Source organism: Parapedobacter flavus, from assembly GCF_035818675.1.
GTDB lineage: Bacteria > Bacteroidota > Bacteroidia > Sphingobacteriales > Sphingobacteriaceae > Parapedobacter > Parapedobacter flavus.
Genome location: NZ_JAYKZZ010000026.1, coordinates 16,752 through 36,032, shown reverse-complemented (window position 1 = coordinate 36,032; position 19,281 = coordinate 16,752). Strand labels below are relative to the sequence as shown.

The 19,281-nt window shown below is 51.9% G+C and carries 18 protein-coding genes; 12 read left to right on the top strand and 6 right to left on the bottom strand.

Annotated features, from left to right (window positions below):
- Positions 1 to 496: 496 nt before the first annotated feature.
- Genes U9S71_RS18405 through U9S71_RS18395 form a run of 3 tightly spaced genes read left to right on the top strand, consistent with a single transcriptional unit; the run spans position 497 to position 6,550 of the window.
- Positions 497 to 1,930, top strand: coding sequence for a TlpA family protein disulfide reductase (locus tag U9S71_RS18405; RefSeq protein WP_326329186.1), 1,434 nt, complete (start codon positions 497 to 499; stop codon positions 1,928 to 1,930).
- 16 nt (positions 1,931 to 1,946) lie between these two features.
- A complete protein-coding gene (locus tag U9S71_RS18400; RefSeq protein ID WP_326329185.1) occupies positions 1,947 to 5,144 on the top strand; it encodes a SusC/RagA family TonB-linked outer membrane protein in 3,198 nt (1,065 codons plus the stop codon).
- Positions 5,145 to 5,164: 20 nt separating this feature from the next.
- The gene (locus U9S71_RS18395; RefSeq protein WP_326329184.1) at positions 5,165 to 6,550 is read left to right on the top strand and encodes a RagB/SusD family nutrient uptake outer membrane protein; all 1,386 of its coding nucleotides are present in this window, start codon (positions 5,165 to 5,167) and stop codon (positions 6,548 to 6,550) included.
- A gap of 77 nt (positions 6,551 to 6,627) precedes the next feature.
- Here U9S71_RS18395 and U9S71_RS18390 read toward each other — a convergent pair whose 3' ends face one another.
- Genes U9S71_RS18390 through U9S71_RS18380 form a run of 3 tightly spaced genes read right to left on the bottom strand, consistent with a single transcriptional unit; the run spans position 6,628 to position 8,412 of the window.
- A complete protein-coding gene (locus tag U9S71_RS18390) occupies positions 6,628 to 6,963 on the bottom strand; it encodes a hypothetical protein (protein ID WP_326329183.1) in 336 nt (111 codons plus the stop codon).
- A 4-nt stretch (positions 6,964 to 6,967) separates the two neighbouring features.
- Positions 6,968 to 7,498 (bottom strand): MauE/DoxX family redox-associated membrane protein, encoded by a 531-nt coding sequence (locus U9S71_RS18385; RefSeq protein WP_326329182.1) that lies wholly within the window; start codon positions 7,496 to 7,498, stop codon positions 6,968 to 6,970.
- Complete coding sequence (locus tag U9S71_RS18380) at positions 7,495 to 8,412, bottom strand: hypothetical protein (protein WP_326329181.1); 918 nt, start codon at positions 8,410 to 8,412, stop codon at positions 7,495 to 7,497. The genes U9S71_RS18385 and U9S71_RS18380 overlap by 4 nt, the downstream gene beginning before the upstream one ends.
- Before the next feature lie 149 nt (positions 8,413 to 8,561).
- Between U9S71_RS18380 and U9S71_RS18375 the strand changes: the two genes are divergently transcribed.
- Positions 8,562 to 8,789, top strand: a complete 228-nt coding sequence (locus tag U9S71_RS18375; protein WP_326329180.1) for an addiction module protein — start codon at positions 8,562 to 8,564, stop codon at positions 8,787 to 8,789.
- 181 nt (positions 8,790 to 8,970) lie between these two features.
- Here the strand turns inward: U9S71_RS18375 and U9S71_RS18370 are convergent, their stop codons facing one another.
- Entirely contained in the window at positions 8,971 to 9,954 is a 984-nt protein-coding gene (locus tag U9S71_RS18370; RefSeq protein WP_326329179.1) for a helix-turn-helix transcriptional regulator, read from the bottom strand.
- An 8-nt stretch (positions 9,955 to 9,962) separates the two neighbouring features.
- Positions 9,963 to 12,131 carry a peptidase domain-containing ABC transporter gene (locus tag U9S71_RS18365; RefSeq protein WP_326329178.1) on the bottom strand — a complete coding sequence of 723 codons (2,169 nt, stop codon included), beginning with the start codon at positions 12,129 to 12,131 and terminating at the stop codon, positions 9,963 to 9,965.
- Between the two features lie 108 nt (positions 12,132 to 12,239).
- On the opposite strand from U9S71_RS18365, the gene U9S71_RS18360 reads away from it, so the two are divergent.
- The 8 genes from U9S71_RS18360 (at position 12,240) to U9S71_RS18325 (ending at position 18,120) form a co-directional block, all read left to right on the top strand.
- Positions 12,240 to 13,019 (top strand): rhomboid family intramembrane serine protease, encoded by a 780-nt coding sequence (locus U9S71_RS18360; protein WP_326329176.1) that lies wholly within the window; start codon positions 12,240 to 12,242, stop codon positions 13,017 to 13,019.
- 172 nt (positions 13,020 to 13,191) lie between these two features.
- On the top strand, positions 13,192 to 13,515 hold the full coding sequence (locus tag U9S71_RS18355) for a helix-turn-helix transcriptional regulator (RefSeq protein ID WP_326329174.1): 324 nt from the start codon (positions 13,192 to 13,194) through the stop codon (positions 13,513 to 13,515).
- A gap of 142 nt (positions 13,516 to 13,657) precedes the next feature.
- Positions 13,658 to 14,101 (top strand): MerR family transcriptional regulator, encoded by a 444-nt coding sequence (locus tag U9S71_RS18350; RefSeq protein WP_326329172.1) that lies wholly within the window; start codon positions 13,658 to 13,660, stop codon positions 14,099 to 14,101.
- 777 nt (positions 14,102 to 14,878) lie between these two features.
- Positions 14,879 to 15,514 carry a fibronectin type III domain-containing protein gene (locus U9S71_RS18345; protein ID WP_326329170.1) on the top strand — a complete coding sequence of 212 codons (636 nt, stop codon included), beginning with the start codon at positions 14,879 to 14,881 and terminating at the stop codon, positions 15,512 to 15,514.
- Positions 15,515 to 15,526: 12 nt separating this feature from the next.
- Entirely contained in the window at positions 15,527 to 16,018 is a 492-nt protein-coding gene (locus U9S71_RS18340; RefSeq protein WP_326329169.1) for a DUF5675 family protein, read from the top strand.
- Between the two features lie 117 nt (positions 16,019 to 16,135).
- Entirely contained in the window at positions 16,136 to 16,366 is a 231-nt protein-coding gene (locus U9S71_RS18335) for a hypothetical protein (RefSeq protein WP_326329168.1), read from the top strand.
- On the top strand, positions 16,359 to 16,523 hold the full coding sequence (locus tag U9S71_RS18330; RefSeq protein WP_326329167.1) for a hypothetical protein: 165 nt from the start codon (positions 16,359 to 16,361) through the stop codon (positions 16,521 to 16,523). The genes U9S71_RS18335 and U9S71_RS18330 overlap by 8 nt, the downstream gene beginning before the upstream one ends.
- A gap of 181 nt (positions 16,524 to 16,704) precedes the next feature.
- A complete protein-coding gene (locus U9S71_RS18325) occupies positions 16,705 to 18,120 on the top strand; it encodes a sensor histidine kinase (protein WP_326329166.1) in 1,416 nt (471 codons plus the stop codon).
- 151 nt (positions 18,121 to 18,271) lie between these two features.
- On the opposite strand, the gene U9S71_RS18320 is transcribed toward U9S71_RS18325, so the two are convergent.
- Positions 18,272 to 18,862: a helix-turn-helix transcriptional regulator gene (locus U9S71_RS18320; protein WP_326329165.1), complete on the bottom strand. Its 591-nt coding sequence runs from the start codon at positions 18,860 to 18,862 to the stop codon at positions 18,272 to 18,274.
- Positions 18,863 to 19,281 lie beyond the last annotated feature (419 nt).

Sequence of the window (19,281 nt, the reverse complement as noted above, 5' to 3'; positions counted from 1 at the left end):
TTGTATGCCAATTCACGCAACATCTCGAGCTTTTTGAGTTGACGTCGTTTACATAACCGAAAGATTATGGAAACGAGTGCCAAAAACCTTCAAACCCATTATCACGGCAACACCATTGCCGGAGCCAGTCGGTTGCACACTACCTCACGGCTGCGCAGGCCCGCGTTCTATGCATTAACAAAGAACATAATATGCGCCCCTGAATAGGGCCGACCGAAAGATATATCGGGCATAAAAAGCATTGGGATAAACCCACGCTAGCCAAATGGCACAAAAAAAGCCGTTGGCATTTGCCCGGTAGTACCGACCCTGCGCCATGAGAAAACTGCATAGTTTGCTTAGGTGGGGAGCGGTTGTTTACCTTCGGTTATTATAATTTGCACACTAAAGGTAGATGCTTGACCCCACAATCCCAAATTTTTGCTGAAATTTTCTCTTGGTGTAGGTGTTGGTTTGTGAATGAATAATTCTTAAACCACTAATAACCAATTGGTAAATGAAACGAAATTTACGCGTAGGGGAGGGGTATGCCCTAACCCAATATAACTTAAAAAAACGATATATACGATACATCAGTCTGTTGGCTGTATTAACGAGCATGTGTTTGTATGCCGTGAAGCAGGTCTCCGCCCAAGGGGCGGAGCCTGCGGCTACGGCAGTTACAAACATCAAACCTTTGCAAATAGGTGATACGGTTCCCGAATTCTTATGGCATTTGCCATTGCTGGTGGTGAACCATCCCGGAGAAAAAAAAGCGATTACACTCAATGACTATCGAGGTAAACTCATCATCCTTGATTTCTGGGCTACATGGTGTGTCCCCTGTGTCAAATCCCTTGGCAAGCTCGATAGCCTACAAGGGCGATTTATAGATGACATAGCCGTCGTTCCAATCACCGATGAAGATTCTCAAAAAGCAGCATCTTTTTTCGAGAAAAGGGAATGGTCACTGCCAACGGCTACCGATGGGTCGATACTGAAACAGTATTTCCCTCACAAAAGCATTCCCCACCAGGTTTGGCTGAAAGATGGCTGTGTCTTTGCCATTCCGTTGCCGGAATATGCCAATGGCGAGGTGATCGCTAGTGTGATCAATAGCGAGCCGGTCCGCATACCGATGAACGAATACGTGCCGCTGGATAAAAGTAAGCCGCTTTTTCTTGGAGGCAATGGCGGGGATGGGAGTGAGATGCTGTACTACTCTGCGGTCTCAAAGCGGATCAAACCAAGGATCGGTGGCGGCGGCTTCAAGAACGAAACCAGCGATAATAAAGTTCTTTTTATCAATGTATCCGCCGATTACCTGTTGTTTGCTGCCTTCAGTAAGGAAATCGATATGGACAGAAGAAGGGTGGTTTGGGAAGTAGACTCTTCACTTTACAACAAGATCCAAGGCACTGGCTTGAGTGATCCAATTGGGAATTATAAGGCCGATTCAGCATACTACCGGTGGTTAGATGAAAATTTATTTTGCTACAACCTGTTCGCCGTACGGAAGTTGGGCGCTTCGCAGGTCCGTGAAATCATGAAAAATGACCTCAACAACCATTTCGGAGCTTACTATGGCATTGAGGCTGATGTGGAGCGCAGAAATGTACCCTGCTTGGTACTCCGCCAGACGGGTCAGTCTTCACTCCTTGAAAGTGAAGGAGGCGATCTGGTCATCGAGCTTAACGATCCGCGCCGCTACCATTGCACAAATGCACCGTTTGAAACCGTGATTACCCAAATGCTTTCGGGCGTAGAACCAAACCGTCTTTTCGTGGATTACACCGGCATGGGTTCCAAACGGGTGGATATCTCGTTGCCAACGTCGATAAACGGAAACCTGATTCAAGCCCAGCGGGAACTTTCCCGGTATGGATTGCAACTCTCCAAGGAAGATATCCTATTGGATATGCTCGTTATTAAAGAGCACAACTCAAAATAAACTCAATAAATGAACTATGAAACTACTGATAACCTACCTTCTTTTCTTTTTCTTAGTCTCCACCTCGCATGCCCAGCAGATTTTGCGGGGCAAGGTTATATCCGCTGATGACAAACTGCCGGTCGAAGGTGTTACCGTGCGTCTGATAAAGAGCGACGCCGTCGGTTTTGCCGATGCTAAAGGAACCTTCGCGCTCAATGCTGTGATACTGCCGGATACCCTGGCCGTAGCCATGATGGGATTTGAAAGTCAATTGCTGCCCATAAGTTCTGCTCAGGAGGACATCCTGATTGAACTAGTAGCCAATGAACGCCTGCTGGAAGTGGTAAATGTGAATACGGGATACTACACGGTACCCAAGGAACGTGCGACCGGATCATTCACGCTGATTGATAACGAACTGCTCAATCGGAGCGTCAGTACGGATATCATCAGTCGCCTGGAGGGCGTAACCAATGGGCTCCAGTTTGAACGCAGCGGCACATATGGCGAAAACGGTGAGCCGTCAAAATTGAGGGTACGCGGCATAAACACAATCCATTCGGACGCCAGCCCGCTCATTGTGGTGGATAACTTTCCCTATGAGGGAAATATTGATGAGATTAATCCGAACGATGTGGAGTCTATCACCATCCTGAAAGACGCAGCAGCCGCCTCCATCTGGGGAGCACGTGCCGGAAACGGGGTAATCGTTATCACGACAAAAGGCGGAAGATATGGCCAGCCCGTCAGGGTGTCCCTGAATACCAATGTGAATATCCTTGAGCGGCCGAACCTGTATTACAGCCCCAATTGGATACCCTCAGGTGAGTGGCTGGCGGTAGAACGGTTCTTATTTGAAGGCGGCTTCTATGAAGAGGATGACGACCGCGTAGCCCTGCCGCCTTTCGTGGAACTGCTGATCGCACAGCGCGAGGGCTTCATCAGCGATACGGAATTCGGTGAACGTAAAAACCTCCTGGAGCGCAGCGATGTGCGGGATGACGCATTTCATCACCTCTATCGCAACGCCGTTAACCAGCAATATGCACTGAATGTGAGCGGTGGTACTGACAAAAACAGATTCTACATCGCTGGGGGGTACGACCGAAACTTGACAAACGTTATCGGTGATTCCTACAGGCGGATCAATCTGTCGATAAGCAATTCGGTCAAACTGCGTAAGGATATCGAACTGACGCTAGGGGCATACTATACCGGCACAGGGAACGTAAATAATGGCCTGACCTTGCAGGGTATACGACCTACGGGGATGAATACGCCACCGTATACCCGCCTTATAGACAGTGAAGGCAATCACCTTGCGACGATTTCGAATCTGAGATTTCCATACGCGGAAAGCGCCGGGGCGAGGGGTCTGCTCGATTGGACTTACCGGCCGCTGGATGAACACCAGTTGTCAGATAACACAAGAAGTCAAAGCCGGACCCGGTTTGATGGCAGCCTGAAGTATGCCATCCTGCCTTCGTTGACCGCCGAAGCCAGGTACCAATACCAAGGCTATAACGATGAGCGAAGGAACTTAAGCGGCAAAGATAGTTACGAAGTGCGCGATTTGGTAAACCGCTTTACCCAGGACGATGGCACGCTCGTCATTCCCAATGGCGATATCCTGAGCGGAAGCACCGCAAGGCAGGCCGTGCACTATGGCAGGATGCAACTGGGTTATGGCAAGACATTTGGTAGCATGCATGAGCTGACGGCGCTGGCCGGTGCGGAAGTGAGAAACGACCGGTATACCAGTGATCGCGGCTACTTGGTGTATGGTTATGACGATGATGTACTGACTTTTACCGATGCGTTCGATTATACAACGTATTACCCCACCAATCCGCGTGGCTCTTCCCGAATCCCGGGAAACAGTTCCGTTTTCGCTCACACAACGGAGCGCAACATCTCTTATTTCGGCAACGCTTCGTATGGATATCTTGGGAGATACATGGTGTCGCTCAGCAGCCGGTGGGACGGTTCAAACCTCTTCGGGGTAAAGACCAACCAGAAAGGCGTCCCTTTGTGGTCGGCCGGCCTGAGTTGGGAGATCAGCAGAGAACGTTTTTGGAACAATGCGCTCATTCCGTACCTGCGCATCCGCACTACCTACGGGGTCAACGGAAATGTCAACCGCAGCATCAGCGCATTGCCTTCCATCCGAATGTCGACCAATTCAATTACCCAGTTGCCCTCGGCAACCCTGACGAGTGCCGGCAATCCGAGCCTTCGGTGGGAAAAGGTAAAGTCGTACAACGCCGCGATTGATTTCGGTTTGAAAGACAAAACGGTGGAGGGAAGTGTGGATTTTTATGTGAAACATGCCACCGACCTTGTAGGCGAACGGTTTATGGATCCGACTACCGGCGTGGGAAGCCTCAACCTGAGAAATATGATCAATTATGCCAACATGCAGACCACCGGCTTTGACGTGGAACTGAACTTCAGAAACCTGACCGGCCGGTTCAGTTGGACCAGTAGCGCATTGTTCAATTATTCGGCAAATACCATTACCCATTATGATGCCGAGGACCAGTTTCTGTATGGCAGTTACCTGGATGCCATACCGCCACCGCACGTAGGCAGGTCCAGAGATGTCCTGTACGCATTACCCTGGTTTGGGCTCGACGGGCAAACGGGATACCCTTTGGTAATGACAGATGGGGGGTTGACCTTGGACTACACAGGGTATTTGAATAGCCTCACCTACGAAGACCTTATCGTTTCGGGAATTACGGTGCCTCCATTCTATGGATCGCTAAGAAACACTTTCGGTTGGAGGAATCTGTCTCTGAGCGTAAACATCACCTGGAAAGCCGGATACGTGTTTCGTAGAAGCTCAGTTAATTACGGTCAGTTATTCAATGCGGGGTTGATGCATGAAGACTTCCTTGCCCGATGGAAAAGCCTAGGAGACGAGAACCGGACGAATGTGCCCGCGATGCCAACGGACGTAGTCAACAACCGCGATTACGTGTTCTTAAATGCCGAACACCTGGTAGAAAGTGGAAATCATATACGGCTGCAGGACATACAGCTCAGCTACAGTTTTAACGAAGGGATGTTTTCCAAAGGGTTCCCGGTCCGGTCGCTCAGGCTGTCGGCTTATGCGAACAACATCGGGATGATCTGGCAGCAGGGCAAAACCGGGCTCGACCCGGATTATCCGAACGCTTCTTACCCGGCATCCCGAAGTATTGCAATGGGTATCCAAGCCAATTTTTAATCGTTAAAAACAGAAATACCATGAATAAAAAATTTCAAATACTCATCTTTATGTCATTGGCGGCATGCTTGCTTGCCGCAGGTTGTGATCAAGGGTTTCTCGACCTCAAACGGGATAAGACACAGGTGGTGCCGCATTCATTGGGCGACTATCAGGCATTGTTGGACAATGTGTCGATTTTCAACCTCCGTGCTGGTTACCACATGAACGTAATCGGTAGCGACGAATACACGGTGGAAGACGATGTTTGGGATCTGTTATCTTCCACCATGCAAAAGAACGCCTATATCTGGGCAAGCGATATTTTTGAAGGGAGTCAAAGTGACGTGTGGAATTTCGGGTATGAACGTATTTTGTATGCAAACACCGTGCTCGACGGCCTAAAAGATACCGAACCAGATACTGGTGAGCGGAAATTATGGCGCCATGTAGAAGGAAGTGCACTTTTTATGCGCGCCTATACCTACTACCAAATGGCCCAGACTTTTGCCCCCGTGTACCGTTCAGATGAATCGCATGCTACGCTTGGGCTGCCATTAAGATTGGAAATGGATATCACTATGCCGGTTCAGCGGGCGTCCTTGGAAGACACTTACAACCAGATGATCGGTGACCTGCAGAATGCCATCCCGATGCTGCCCGAGCATGCCGATTCGAAATTCCGGCCGACCCGCCCGGCGGCGTACGCACTGCTGTCAAAAATCTTCCTGCTTAAAGATGACTATCAATCTGCCTTAGCTTACGCAGATAGCTGTTTGCAGATACGCAGTGTGCTTTTGGACTACAATGGCCTGGATTTGTCACTTCGGTACACTTTTTCTGAGTTTCCGTATGGCGAAAGTAATCCCGAAGTACTTTACATGGAATTGATACCGGGTCAGACCATTGTGAACAGCTCGCGTTTCTGTATCGATATGGAATTGTATAATCTTTATGAGGAGGGAGATATCAGAAAAGAAGCGTTTTTTTTTCCGACGCGGGAGACTTACACCTTCAAAGGGTCATATACCGGCTCCTATAGTTTCTTCGGCGGTCTTGCAGTAGACGAAGTATTCTTGATACGATCTGAATGTTATACCCGGTTGGGAAATCTGGGCAGAGCACTGGAAGATATCAACCATTTTCTCAGAAATCGGTATGAAGCTGATTCTTTTGTGCCCTTCACCGCACAGAACGAACAGGGGATGTTGGTGAGGTTGCTGGAAGAACGTCGGAAGCAGCTGCTTTGCCGGGGAATACGGTGGGAAGATCTGCGTAGGTTCAACAAAGAAGACGCGTTTCAGATTGTATTAACCCGGAAGCTGAAAGGGGAGACCTACACCCTGCCGCCGGATGATGTACGGTATACTTGGCCGATTCCAGATCAGGTGATCAGGCTGAGCGGCATTCCACAAAACCCACGATAGTCGCGGCGGCAAAATATGTTAATGAAAACCCCGGTGGTTCGTACGTGTTTACGTCGAGCCGCCGGGGTTTAGTGGGCTTACTCTTCCCTGAAAGCTGTTTCCTCCAAGGACGCCTCACCTTCCGTCAATATAGTATTGACGGTTTTGTTTTCGGGGTTGTATTCCTCGGGATCGTAGAATAACTGAACCGCACAGCGGTATTCATCCATGGAAAGTTCGCAATTCTCGTCTTCATCGCCAGGCGTATCGATCGGTTGCCCCACCAGATCCTGTCCCTGATTTGCACCATTGCTTTGGATTTCATGCCACTGCAGACCTGGATCGCGATGGCTTAACAGATTGAACGACATCAGCCCGAAAGAAAATACCGCCGCAAGGACGGCTACCAGATTAATTTTAATTACCTTTTTCATTGTTTTACTTTTTTAAGTTCATGAAATGTTGGATTGTATAGTGTCTTTTGGCCGACCCGCCCTCGGCAGTACCGGCCCGGCCGGTACTACTTTGCATTTTGTTCGATAAAACAAGTCCCCAGCCGCTAAGGGCAAGGAAGAATAGGTTGAACAGGAAGTGCTGCTTCCAGGAAAATTCGCTGAGGACTTTCATGCAGCCGCAGGGAATCTTTACCCAATCGGATGCGAGGGCAAGACCGACATAGCCGGTGAACGCCAGCATCAGTACGGATGAGGCCCACATGCCGATTAGGTTTGTTTTGGGATTTGCCAGTAGGATTATCACCGCTGCCTCCGCAATGGGGATGAATCCGATTAGAAAATGCCGGAACCAAAGCGGAAAGTACTGGCGAAGCATAGCGGTTCTGAAAAACTCAAAATCTTCCGCTTTTCCATACAACACGGGTATCCACAATGCCAGCAATATAAGTGTAATGATGAATCGCCGAAGGTTGATGCCGCTGATCGGCCCGCCGTATGTAAGCTGAATTTTCATGAGCGTTTAGGATTTACACCGGGTGTATGAATACTGTTGAACCGGGCTTCGATGGCCATCGGCCCATATGTGGTTGTCAGCGCTGCCCAGTCCCTGGGCGCCAGCGGCATCAATATGCCGTCCTTGCCCAATTCAGGGTCTGTGAAGCGGCGCAGCTCATAGTCCGGCTGCAAGACGCGGTTCAGCATGTTGGCTAGGTAAAGGATAGGTTGTTTTTTATTTTCTGGAAAAGCCTTGACCTCTCGTTTGCGGAAGCGGAGCAGATAGAACGCAGTGTCTTCGCCGCCTTCGCAACAAACGGCGTAGCAGAAATGCTTTTCGTCTTTATACAGCCCATCGGAGATCCAGCAAAGAAAGGCCTCCAACCGCCTCGTCCAGTTGAGGTCATACACCCATAGGTCTATTTCCGCCGAAAGTGTTTCCTCGGGGCGGCCGCCCTCAAAGAGGTTGGTCTGCACCCAACGGACACGGTCCCACGGACCGAGCATTTCAAGTGCGCCGTTTAGTGATTCGGGGAGTTCGGCTTGGAGGTAAAAGGAAGCAAACAGTCCATCCAGCCATTGCATCAGCACCGGGTCGCTTACAATCGGGCAGTGCGCGCAGGGTGCCGCTATGCGTGTGTGCCGCCATTCGACGGTGCCATTTGCCAGTGTGAGGTACGCCACGTGTCCCTCAGTGTGGATGGGGTTGGAAAACCGGATGATAAAAGAATCTGCATGGGAGTCGACTGTAAGACGGGGGCCGAGCATGGCGAACCCGGCTCCGACCAGCAGGTCCTTATTGCTATGGTTCAGTTGCAGATACCGCCGGTAGTGAGCTATCATGGCTGGCGTGGTGGCCGGAACAGGCCGGATTGCTTCCACGTTAGCGATGGTATCTTTTGACTTGATGGTGATGTCTTTTGCTTTATTCATAAAAGCAAAAGTAGGGCAGGCCGAAGGGGTACCTTTGACTTTTCTGATCTGGAAAGTATTGATTTATTTGATACTTTTGAAGAAGCAATTGGCAGTTTGTATATACGTGGCTATTTGTTTAAATTTGTGATATCATTGAGATTATTATTATGGTTCAACTTACAGAAATATTGGGTTTGAGCGTCGCTGAGCGGATTGCTGTGGCTGAAGCCATATGGGATAGTATCAAAAAAGATGAAGTTTCGTTATCTTCGGCTCAGTTAGATGAATTGGATCATCGGATGGCGCTTCACGACAGTGGAGAAATGCCCTATGTCAGTTGGGATGATGTGAAGGCCGAATTAAAGAGGGGCAGCTGCCCGACTGGATATCATTGAAGTCTTCGATTGGTACAATGAAATAGACAGTCACTTGGCTGGTTCTTTGGAAATGTATATTGAAGCCGGTTTAACCACCATACAGCACAACCCGAACTTATTTCAAAAGCAGTATAAGAAAATTAGGATTCATTTCATCAAAAAACGGCACCGGTCCGAATCCGGCGCTGCTGAATAGTTTTTATTTGTTGTACGTACTCGGCGAGACCCCGAACCGTGCCTTATACGTCCTGCTGAAATGTGCGTGGGTCCAACCCACGTAACGTGCCACCATCGCCGGCGAATCGCCTTCTTCCAGTAGTTGTACGGCCAGCTGTAATTTCTGCTCCGTAATATAGGTGCCTAGGGTCTCGCCCCGGTGTACTTTGAAGAGCCTGCGAGCGTAAACGGCCGATAGGTTGAGGGCTTTGGCCACCGTGTCGGCATCTACCGGCTTGCCCGTGCGTATGCAGCGCTTGATGCATTGTTCCATATCGCCAACCCATTCGGCACCGGCAGCCCGGTTACCCGCTTGCTGGCCTAACGATTCGTGCGCGTGGAAAATAAGGTCGAGCGATAGGTGCTGCAACGCCTGCTTGCGCTTGAGGAAGGTGGTGCCGGGTGCCCGCAGGAACCGCTGGATGGATTCGGCCGCACCGTCTCGCATGGAGAGGGCAGAAGTGGTGACGTGCGTGGCCAACTGTGCTTGCAGCGCGGCAATCACATCAGATTGGACGAGAAGCTCCGGGCTTTCTTCGCGGAATAATGCCTTCGGCTTGTGCACCACATAAAAAATCCGATGTGTGCCTTTGCGGAAGCTGCACGCATACCGGCCTGCCGGAAGGTAGCTTACCCGGTATTGGTTTTCCGTTGTTTCTACCAGGGTTTTCTTTGCATCTGGTGTGGTAATGGTTAGGGCGCCCCGCAGCAGGTACAACCAATAGAGATCATATCGGGGGCATTTGATGGGGATGGTGGTTTCCGCAGCGTAAGCCCCAATCTCGATGTAACTCACGTAAACGTCCGGCAGGTCGTAAGCCTGCTCCGAAACCTGCCAATGCGCCTGCCGCCATACGCCGGTGCTTGCACCGGGTAATTGGTGCCGGCACGCCGATAACGCGTCGGCTACGGCTTGCGTATCATGCACCCGTACATTTTCATCAGCAATCTGGATAGCCGAAACCATGTGTTACATCAGTATGATGGATAATTATTCCGGGCTGGTGCCGCCCCGCCATGGTCCGGTATGGCGGTGGCGGCTGCACCCGTTGATATGGAGCGGTCGGTGAAAGGAGTGAGTATGCCGTTGTCCAATTGGTATACGGCATCGGCCAGTGGAAGGCTGTTGTCGCCGTGGCTTACCCACAGGATGGCCATGCCGGTGGCTTTGCGGCGCAGCAGCAGGCGGTGCACACGGGCCTCGGTAGCGGCATCAAGGGCAGAAGTTGCCTCATCCAGTAGGAGTAGTCGGGGCTGGCGGTACAGCGCCCTCGCCAAAGCCACGAGCTGACGCTGGCCGCCACTGAGTAGGCAACCATCGGGGCCGAGGCGAGTATCCAGTTGCTGCGGTAGCGACTGGATGAATGGCAGCAGGCCCAGTTCATTGCAGAGCATTTCCAAGCGTGCAGGGTCGGGCGCCTCGCCCAGGCAGATGTTGGCCGCTAGGGTATCGTCAAATAATTGGACACGCTGGGGCACCGCCGCGATGTGGCGGTGCAGGATGTCGGGGTCTACCATTTCCAGGGGATAGACACCCAATAGGATACCACCGGCGGTAGGGCGGTATTGCTGAAGTAACATAGCGAGCAACGTGCTCTTGCCCGAGCCAGAGGCACCGCGGATGAGCGTAAGGGTGCCCGAAGCCAGCGTTAGGGATAGGCCGCTTAGTGTTTCATGGCCCCGCCGGTAAGCGAAACACACGTCGACCAGCGCCACGGGGAAGATATCATCAGGCGCAAACTGCGTGGCACCGGGTGGATGGTCGGGCGCCATGTCCAGCAGGCCGAAAAGGCGCTCCGCGGCTACGCGGGCTTCCTGCACATGCTGGGCGAGCGGCAGCAATTGGGCCGCCGCCGCACTGAAATAGCCGCTGATGGTGTAAAATGCCACGAGCTCACCGAGGGAAAGCTCACCGCCCAGTACCCGGGCCGCCCCGCCCCAGAGCAACGCCAGCGAAAAACCCTGGGCACAGAGGGCCGTGATTTCTTCGGCCCAGAGCCGTGCCCGCCCGGTGGCGTGGGCAGCGATAACAAAACCGTGTATGTGCGCAGCGAGCTGGAGGCCATGCTGACGCTCCGCCCCGAGTTGCTTGATGGTGCCCATGGCACCGAAGGTTTCCGTAAACCGCGCATCTAGCGCGGCATCGGCAACCAGCAACCGCCGCTGCAAAACGCGGTGTAGGGCGTTGCTCACCACATAGATGCCGGCATAGGCAACGATGCTGAGCAATAGCCACCACGCCAGTGCCGGGTGGTGGGCCAGGGCAACGGATAAGACCAGCAACAAGGATAACGCGGGCACGCCCGACTGGATAAGGTGGTCGTTGACCAAGCGCCGGATGAGGACCACATCGCCCATACGCGAGAGCAGTTCGCCGGCCGACATGCTGTCAAATACGGATTGGGGCAGCTGCAACAAGTGCTTGCTGTAGGCGCGCAGTAGCCGGTCGTCGATGAGGCGGGCGGTGCGCAGCGTGATGGATTTGCGTAGGCCGCTGGCTGCCACCTGCAGCAGGAGGATGAGCGCGAAGAGCAGACCCATATAGTGCAACATGGCGGCTTGCCCCGCCGGGATGATACGGTCGGTGAGGAGACCGATGAATAGCGCGCCGCCCAGGGCCAACCCTGTCGCGCACAATGCCAGGGCAAAGGCCCGCACCAGGTACCGCCGATAGGGCAGTAGCAATTGGTACATGCGCCGCCAGAAACCGGGGGCAGGCTCATTTGCATTTCGCAGGAAGGCCGGCCCGGGGAGGAGCAGGAGGGCGGCACCGGTCCAGTAGCTCTCGAATCGGGCCAACGGCCATCGGCGCTGCCGACCATCGGCCGGATCCAGTATGGTCACCTTACGGTGGCCGGCGTGGGTAATCACCACGAAATGCGCACCCGTATCGACATGGTTGAGGTGCACCACCGCGGGCAGCGGCGCCTGCGCCAGCCCGCTGTAATCGCCCTGCACCGCCTCGGCCTGGAAGCCCAGTTGCTGGGCGGTATGTTGCAGATCGGCCAGGGTGCTGCCCGTGGCGTCGGTGCCAGCGACGACCCGGATGTGGGCCACCGAAAGAGGCTTGCCGTAGTGCGTGGCGATACCCGCTAGGCAGGCCGCACCGCAATCACTTGGGTCGTGTTGCCGTATATTTGTCATGTGTTTGTTACAGTTGAAATTTGTTGTGCTCCGGCATAAAAGGTTACTTTTGGTCGTACTAACACGTTTAAGCAATCCTTTTGTCCCGTCGGACCTAATTGATTATTGATGCTTGCTCCCTTACATGAAGCGCCGTTGGCTTACTTTTTTATTGCTACACTCGTGGCCGTTAGCCTCGCGGCGTTGCGGAAGCGGCGGTTGTTTGAAACGTTGCGGATGCATCCGTATTCCTTATATCGTGGTAAGCGGATGTTCACCGTTTTTACCTCGGTTTTCGTGCATGTGGATGAGAAGCATCTGCTGATCAATGGTGGCTTGCTTTGCCTCACGTTACCCGAAGTGGAGTACATGCTGGTAGACGATTTCGGCGTTTGGGCAGGGCATGGGTTGGAGTTGCTGTTTATTGCATTTACGGCGGTTTTCGTTGGTGTGCTGGCGGCCATCCAACACCGGTACCATCCGGCGCACCGGTCGGCCGGCGCTTCGGCATTGGTTTTGGCAGCTGCCTTGTTTTTCCTGATGTATTTCCCAGTGGAGCCGATTGGCGTGATGCCCGGTTTTATGGCTGGGCTACTGCCCATCTGGATAGCGTTTATCATGTTGTTTGTATTGGTTGTGCAGGTGTGGTTGAGGGAACCCGCTGGCGCCGTTCATTTGTACGGCGCGCTTGCGGGTGTATTGCTGGCCTGTTCGATCCGGCCGATTTCCCTCATCGAAATTGCTGCCTTCGTATCAGAAGAAAGCGATGATAAATCCGCCCGGTACAATCATGCCACCGATCATGCCGATGACGACACGGCCGAGGAGCGACCCTTCCCGGCGTTTGCCGCCTGTGATGGTTTCCGACTGATCGGTGTGCAGGCGATCCATTCCCGTTGGAACGATTAAGGTTGATGGATGTGTGGTGTTAGTATACATGGTATTTTGATATTTAGCGCCTCCCGACATTGGAAGACGGTGGCTAAACTCTGTCTTTATTTTTTAAATACCTAATAGACAATTGATTATATAAACTACACTTATATTTTTCTCATTAATGACCAGTTAATTAAGTAGCGGTATGAAGTTTGATAATTACAAATCTGAGGTGGGTATCCGGATTATGAAAGCCCGTCTGGAGCGAGACATGACCCAGCACCAATTGGCGAAAGCCATTGGACGGACCCAGCCCTCGATCACCCAAATTGAAAGCGGCAAAGTGCTGCCTGGAACAGCCATATTATTTGAATTGGGTAAAGTGCTAGACAAGCCCGTGAACCATTTTTTTCCGGACACGGTACCAAACCGCATGTTCGGATCATCCGTTGTAGGTTTGGTTTGGATGCGCATCCGCTACTGGTGGTATCGTCGTACGCGTAACAAAACCGGCCAAAGCCCGTCTTAATTACGAATTATTAACTGTATTATTTACCAAGCCATCCCCATTCTTGGCGAAGTGGGTTATCGGTGGGCAGGAGCGGTCCTAGGCTACCAAATCCGTTTTCGCGGTCCGGCGGATAGGCGTTGGCTTTAACACCCATTCTACGATGTTAAAGCATTTGGAAAACACAGATGGACGTCCCGCGTCCGTCGAAGGCAGCCTAGCTGCGATTGCACACATTTTTATGAAGGTTGATGAGAGCGGTCTGTTGGACCGGCTATTGGCCGATTATGGTTGTCCATCAGGCAGCTCGGGACCACAGGCTATGCCCGTAGCCAATGCAATGCTAACCGAGCCGCCGTCAAGTACGCCGTTTGTCGCAACCGACGAAGACATCGATTCGGGTCGCTGGATGTCGCGCAAGGAAGCATGGCTCCGCCTTGGCGTGGTTAAATCCACGTTGGAGGAAATGATCAAGTCGGGCGAACTGGCCGCATATCATAAAAGCGGCGACCAACACAAAAAAAAGCCCCGCATTTGGTTGAAACAGACCGACGTGGAGCAGATGTACAAGAGGTATACGCTCCGTAAGGGTAAGGAGAAAAAATGATGCCGCCCAGCGGTATTACCCGAAGGGTTGGTTGCCGACCGGTATCGTTGGCGGATTAAACAATATAGGTTACTCGCTGGCCGGTACGGGAAAGCTATGCTCCGATATGGGGCGGGAGCTACCCCGTACCGTTAAACGGATAAACCGTATGGGACGACTTTTCCCCGATACCGGTAAACAACGTCCCCACACCGGTTAGCCGTTTCCCGGTGTCGGTCAACGGCTCAACTGTACCGGTGCCCGGCTACAGGATATCGGCGGAATCGCCACCGGTACCGGGGAACTTATGCCCTATACCCGTCAACGTTTAAACCCTACCGTTCTTCGTTCAACCCGTATCGGTGAGCTATTTCCCAATACCGTGCAACCCACCACCCATACAGGGTAGCTATTTCCCGGTAGGGGATGACATTCCCACGGTACCGGGCAGCGTCTTCCCCGTACCGGTCAGTATTGTCCCGATACCGGTCAACTTTTTTCCGGTACCGGAAAGCCGGGCATGTTTCCCAATATGCCCGATAAATACCCCTTTAAATGCCCGAATTGTAGCCTAACATGTCCGATAGTGCCCGATAATGCCCGATTTTTCGTTGGCCCGTATTGCCTTTTCCAGTTTTGCTGCATGGAAATAAAAAGAAAGGAGGCCGCCATGTAATTCGCCTACCGCAACGAGGCGGGAAACCGATAGTCGGCAACCCGCGCAGAAAAACAACTGGAACAAGTTAACATCCCGACAGCATGGTGCATCGGGAAAATCGACAACGTAAAAAGCATAAAATGCATACACCAAGAGTATATACGAGTTACAAAGATGCCAGCGACGCCCTGGTAGCGACGTTGGCGGGTAAGACACTGACCGACATGACGGGCAATGCCAACTACCCCAGTCCGATACCGACAATCGAAGACTATGCGGTAGTGGTGGCCGATTACCGCACCAAACATGAGGCGGCGGCCGAAACGGGTGGCAAGTTCGCTAATACCGCAAAAGACCTCGCCAAGCAAGCGCTGCTGGAGCAGATGAAACGGTTGGCCACTTATGTGAATTTCACCGCGGCTGGCGACGCCAACAAACTGGTGAGCTCGGGCTTCATGCTCATACCGCCTCCCGAAGCCCGGAAGGCACCGGAAGTGCCCCTTTGGGTACGTGTACTGCGCGGACCGCAGCGCGGGCAACTGCTGATGAAGATTGCCAAAGTGAAGCACGTGTGGCAGTATGAATACCAGATCGGTACGCGGCTCAACGACGACGACCCCATCGTATGGGGGGATGAGATTTTCACCACGACGGACTCGCGGAGCAATGTCATTACCGGACTGCAGCGCGTAAAGGAATACTGGGTGCGCGTGCGCGGCATGAATGGCCATGGCGTGGGCGACTGGTCCGACGCGGTATCGGGTGTAACGGAGTAAACGGCAAAGGTAATGGACAACGCGGCAATTAAAATCATCCGCGTGGCTGAGGGGAAGCAAAGTACCCTCAGCCACCTTTACATCGACGGCCTCTTCTGCTGCTACCTGCTGGAAGATCGTATCCGTGAGGATAAAATTGCGGGTAAAACCTGCATCCCACCCGGCGACTACGGCCTCTCCCTCAACCATTCCGCTGGCATGCACGCCAAGTATGCAAAGCGCTTTCCCCTGCTACATGAGGGCATGGTGGAGATCATCGAGATCCCCAACTACCAGCTGGTGTTCTTCCACATCGGAAACTACCATCACGAAACGCGGGGCTGCCCGCTCACGGGCTCCTACTGGCAATGGCTAGACGGGGACTACCAGGTGATGGGGTCGCGCACGGCCTATGAATTTGTCTACCCCATGCTGATGGCAGCGATTGAAAGGGGGAATGATAGGTTGGTGGTGGAGAATAGGGAGAATAGATTACCCCATGACGACTGGGTGCAAGCACCCTAGGCCGTCTCTGTGGTAATCTATTAGAGGGTGTTTTAGGTTATCGCATAAGCGACCTAGGGTGCTTGCACCCAGACGCGTTGCGATAACCTAAACACTTAACGTAAAAAATCAAAAAACATGAAAGAAACAACGAAAACCGTCGAACTTCCCGAAGCGGGGAAGGCGACACTTTATGACAGGATCAAGGAAATGTTGGCGGTGGCCAGCCAACTCATCATTGCTTCGCCGGTGAAACTGCCCCCCAAGGTGGTGGTAGCAGCGCGGTACCTCGCTCTGGCACTGGGCGTGCTGGAGGCGATTGAAAGCGGCGTGCGAAAGGAGGAAGGAGAAACCGATGAAAATGGCTAACACTCAGCTCGGCATCTGCACGGGCGGCGGTACATTACTCAGCGTGATCGCCCAGTTGGGCGTGCACGACATGGTCAAAACCGCCGTGCTGGCCGCCGTCGGCGCGGCGGTGAGCTTCGCGGTAACGTGGGTGTTGCAACGGTGGCGACGCCGATAGCTCAACGCTTTCAATCGAACAAAAAGGGGTGTCTGCGATAACGTGGGCATCCCTTTTTATTAATACGTCCGGTCTTCCTTGGTGGGTTTTCGGGCTTTACTACCTGTTAATTTGTTGTCAGGTGTTTAAAAATTGATGCTTTTAGGTTATATTTGTGTTTCGTTGTAAGCTAGGTGTTTTGTTGAGAAATAAATTATTGGATTCGATTAACGCTGTACGCTGGCGATACTGGAATAGCCTGGTGGGTAAACCTGATGAAACACCGCGCCAGAACCGTGGGTTCAACGTGGTATCGATATTCGTATTCCTATTGTTGGCTATCTTGATACCGCTCGACTGGTATTTGGGGCTGACCGAAATTGCCACAGTACTCCTCGTTACCGAAGGGATGCTCCTTGTGATGTATTTCCTCTCGCGATATCGCGGATGGTACCAAACAGGCCTGCTGGTGTACATGGCTTGGAGTTACCTGCTGATCACGTTCGTTTTCCTGTATAACGGTGGGAGCGATGGACCGGCACTTTATTTTTTCCTGCTGTCTTACCAGCTTGTCATCGTTTTTGCGAGCGAACGCCTGCAGCCGGTAGGCATGGTATTGCATCTTATTTTTCCTGTCGGCCTATTGGTGCTCGAATATGTCAATCCAACAATCGTAATGGCTGGCTACGAATCCGAAAGCAACCGTTATATTGATCTTATCACATCGCTGCCCATCATCGTCATCTCTATTTTTCTAACCACCCGATACCTCCGGAGGGCGTACGACCGTGAACGGACGGCCGCCGAAGCACGGGCCCAACTGATAGAACGCCAGAGTGAACGCATCAGGAACCAAAACCGGTTGCTGCAAGACGCAAATCATGAAAAGCTGGAGCTGATCTCTATTTTGGGCCACGACCTGCGGAACCCCTTGAGCGCGATTACAGGCACACTTGAAATCCTGTCGCAGGCGGAACTCCCGCCTAGGGAGGAGCGGAAACTGAAGGAGGACTTATTGATTGCGGCACGAAACACGTCCGACCTATTGAATAACGTGCTCTCCTGGGTGCTCGCACAGGTAAAAGGAATTCATCCAGTATTTACCGTGGTGGAACCGATGGTCGTCATCGATCGTATATTGGACGTACAGCGATTTGTCGCCGAAAAAAAAGACATCGCCATTCGCGTGGATGCGGCTGATGACGCCTTGGTGGCTGCCGATATGGAGATGCTGGAACTGATTATCCGCAACCTGGTTAGCAACGCCATTAAGTTTACCGGGCAGGGCGGACAGGTAACGGTGGGCGTAACCGCAAATACAGAACAAGAAGAATGTACCATCTTTGTACGCGATAACGGCGTTGGCATGACCGATGAACACATCAAGGCGATTTTCAACGGGCAGATCCAATCGACATACGGAACCGAAAGCGAGAAAGGAATCGGTTTGGGCTTATTCTTGTGCCGCGAACTGACGCACCGGCTGAACGGTAGGATAAACGTGAAAAGTGAGCCGGGCGCCGGTTCCACATTCTACCTCACACTGCCGATTGCTCACACGGCTATGGCCGATGAAAGGGTGGCCGCCGCCCTGCCCAATGGTGAAGCCTATGCCTAGATTGGGAAAAATTTCCTTTTTGAATATACTTAAGGGATGGTCAGCAAGTGATGACTCACCTGAATCAATGAAATAACTATACATCTGCCAATTTATGCAGGTAACACGACGTCAAAGTTGTCAGGAAAGATGCTCAAAATCATCGTTGATGTTACCTTTGCAAATCCGAAGGTAGCACATGATGGTATTTCTTAAAGGCGGCAGAAAACTTACTGGTATTTTCATAGCCAAGACGGTATGATACCTCTTTGATCAGTAAATGGTTGTCGATGAGCAGTTCTTTGGCCAGCTGCATCTGCTGCTCCTGGAAATACTGGTATACCGGCTTGCCGAAGAGCTGTTTGAATTCCGCTTTGAGTTTACTCTCTGAAACCCCGAACCGGGAGGCCAGAAACTCGATGCCCGGAAATTTACCGAGCAGGTGCTGGGCTAGGTAGTGTTCAACCCGGTGGATATTGAACTTGTCTTGATAATCTACCGGTACGTTGTTGGCAATGACCTGCTGTTCCTTACACAGGTTAAAGAAGTCAAAAATGAGATTCAAGGTATCGTGTTTCAGGCGCAGGAAATCAATCTGTAAGCGGTTGCCGTTTACATTCATAGCCTCGTCAAAACGCTCAAAATTTGCTAAGACCTCCTGATCGCCCGTTACGGGCCAGACAATAAACTCTTGGTCGGAGTCGACAAACGCTTTCAGGTCACCTTCCACAAACAGGCTATTCCAGGTCAGGTTGTGCTGCAACCAAAACTGTCCACCAGCGATTGGGGCGATTTCCCGTTATAGGGTAAATGGTAAAAACCTTTACTGTAGGTGAAGAAATACTGCTTGAATTGACTTAACCAGCTTTTTAATTTTAAAGTGGGCATTGGTAAGTTTAAATGATCCGCACAATTATCTAGACAAACCTACACAAAAATAACTTATCGGGCTGTTTTTTCTCGCGTTTTATACCTTATCGGGCTACCTGCCCTTGCAGCAGATACGGTAATATTGCACCGTATTAAAAAGTAAACAATGTCTATGTTCTCCATCATACCCCTCAAGCACATTGTCACGCTGGTAGGTGGCAGCTTCGCGTACGATGGCACAGCTAAATCATAGGCTATCACCGAAACCTTACCAGTCGGTACCACGTCCTATACTGGCAACAGCCTGACGGA

Coding starts and splice junctions, on each gene's coding strand:
- U9S71_RS18405 (WP_326329186.1), top strand. CDS start 497: ATGAAACGAAATTTACGCGTAGGGGAGGGGTATGCCCTAACCCAATAT.
- U9S71_RS18400 (WP_326329185.1), top strand. CDS start 1,947: ATGAAACTACTGATAACCTACCTTCTTTTCTTTTTCTTAGTCTCCACC.
- U9S71_RS18395 (WP_326329184.1), top strand. CDS start 5,165: ATGAATAAAAAATTTCAAATACTCATCTTTATGTCATTGGCGGCATGC.
- U9S71_RS18390 (WP_326329183.1), bottom strand. CDS start 6,963: ATGAAAAAGGTAATTAAAATTAATCTGGTAGCCGTCCTTGCGGCGGTA.
- U9S71_RS18385 (WP_326329182.1), bottom strand. CDS start 7,498: ATGAAAATTCAGCTTACATACGGCGGGCCGATCAGCGGCATCAACCTT.
- U9S71_RS18380 (WP_326329181.1), bottom strand. CDS start 8,412: ATGAATAAAGCAAAAGACATCACCATCAAGTCAAAAGATACCATCGCT.
- U9S71_RS18375 (WP_326329180.1), top strand. CDS start 8,562: ATGGTTCAACTTACAGAAATATTGGGTTTGAGCGTCGCTGAGCGGATT.
- U9S71_RS18370 (WP_326329179.1), bottom strand. CDS start 9,954: ATGGTTTCGGCTATCCAGATTGCTGATGAAAATGTACGGGTGCATGAT.
- U9S71_RS18365 (WP_326329178.1), bottom strand. CDS start 12,131: ATGACAAATATACGGCAACACGACCCAAGTGATTGCGGTGCGGCCTGC.
- U9S71_RS18360 (WP_326329176.1), top strand. CDS start 12,240: ATGCTTGCTCCCTTACATGAAGCGCCGTTGGCTTACTTTTTTATTGCT.
- U9S71_RS18355 (WP_326329174.1), top strand. CDS start 13,192: ATGAAGTTTGATAATTACAAATCTGAGGTGGGTATCCGGATTATGAAA.
- U9S71_RS18350 (WP_326329172.1), top strand. CDS start 13,658: ATGTTAAAGCATTTGGAAAACACAGATGGACGTCCCGCGTCCGTCGAA.
- U9S71_RS18345 (WP_326329170.1), top strand. CDS start 14,879: ATGCATACACCAAGAGTATATACGAGTTACAAAGATGCCAGCGACGCC.
- U9S71_RS18340 (WP_326329169.1), top strand. CDS start 15,527: ATGGACAACGCGGCAATTAAAATCATCCGCGTGGCTGAGGGGAAGCAA.
- U9S71_RS18335 (WP_326329168.1), top strand. CDS start 16,136: ATGAAAGAAACAACGAAAACCGTCGAACTTCCCGAAGCGGGGAAGGCG.
- U9S71_RS18330 (WP_326329167.1), top strand. CDS start 16,359: ATGGCTAACACTCAGCTCGGCATCTGCACGGGCGGCGGTACATTACTC.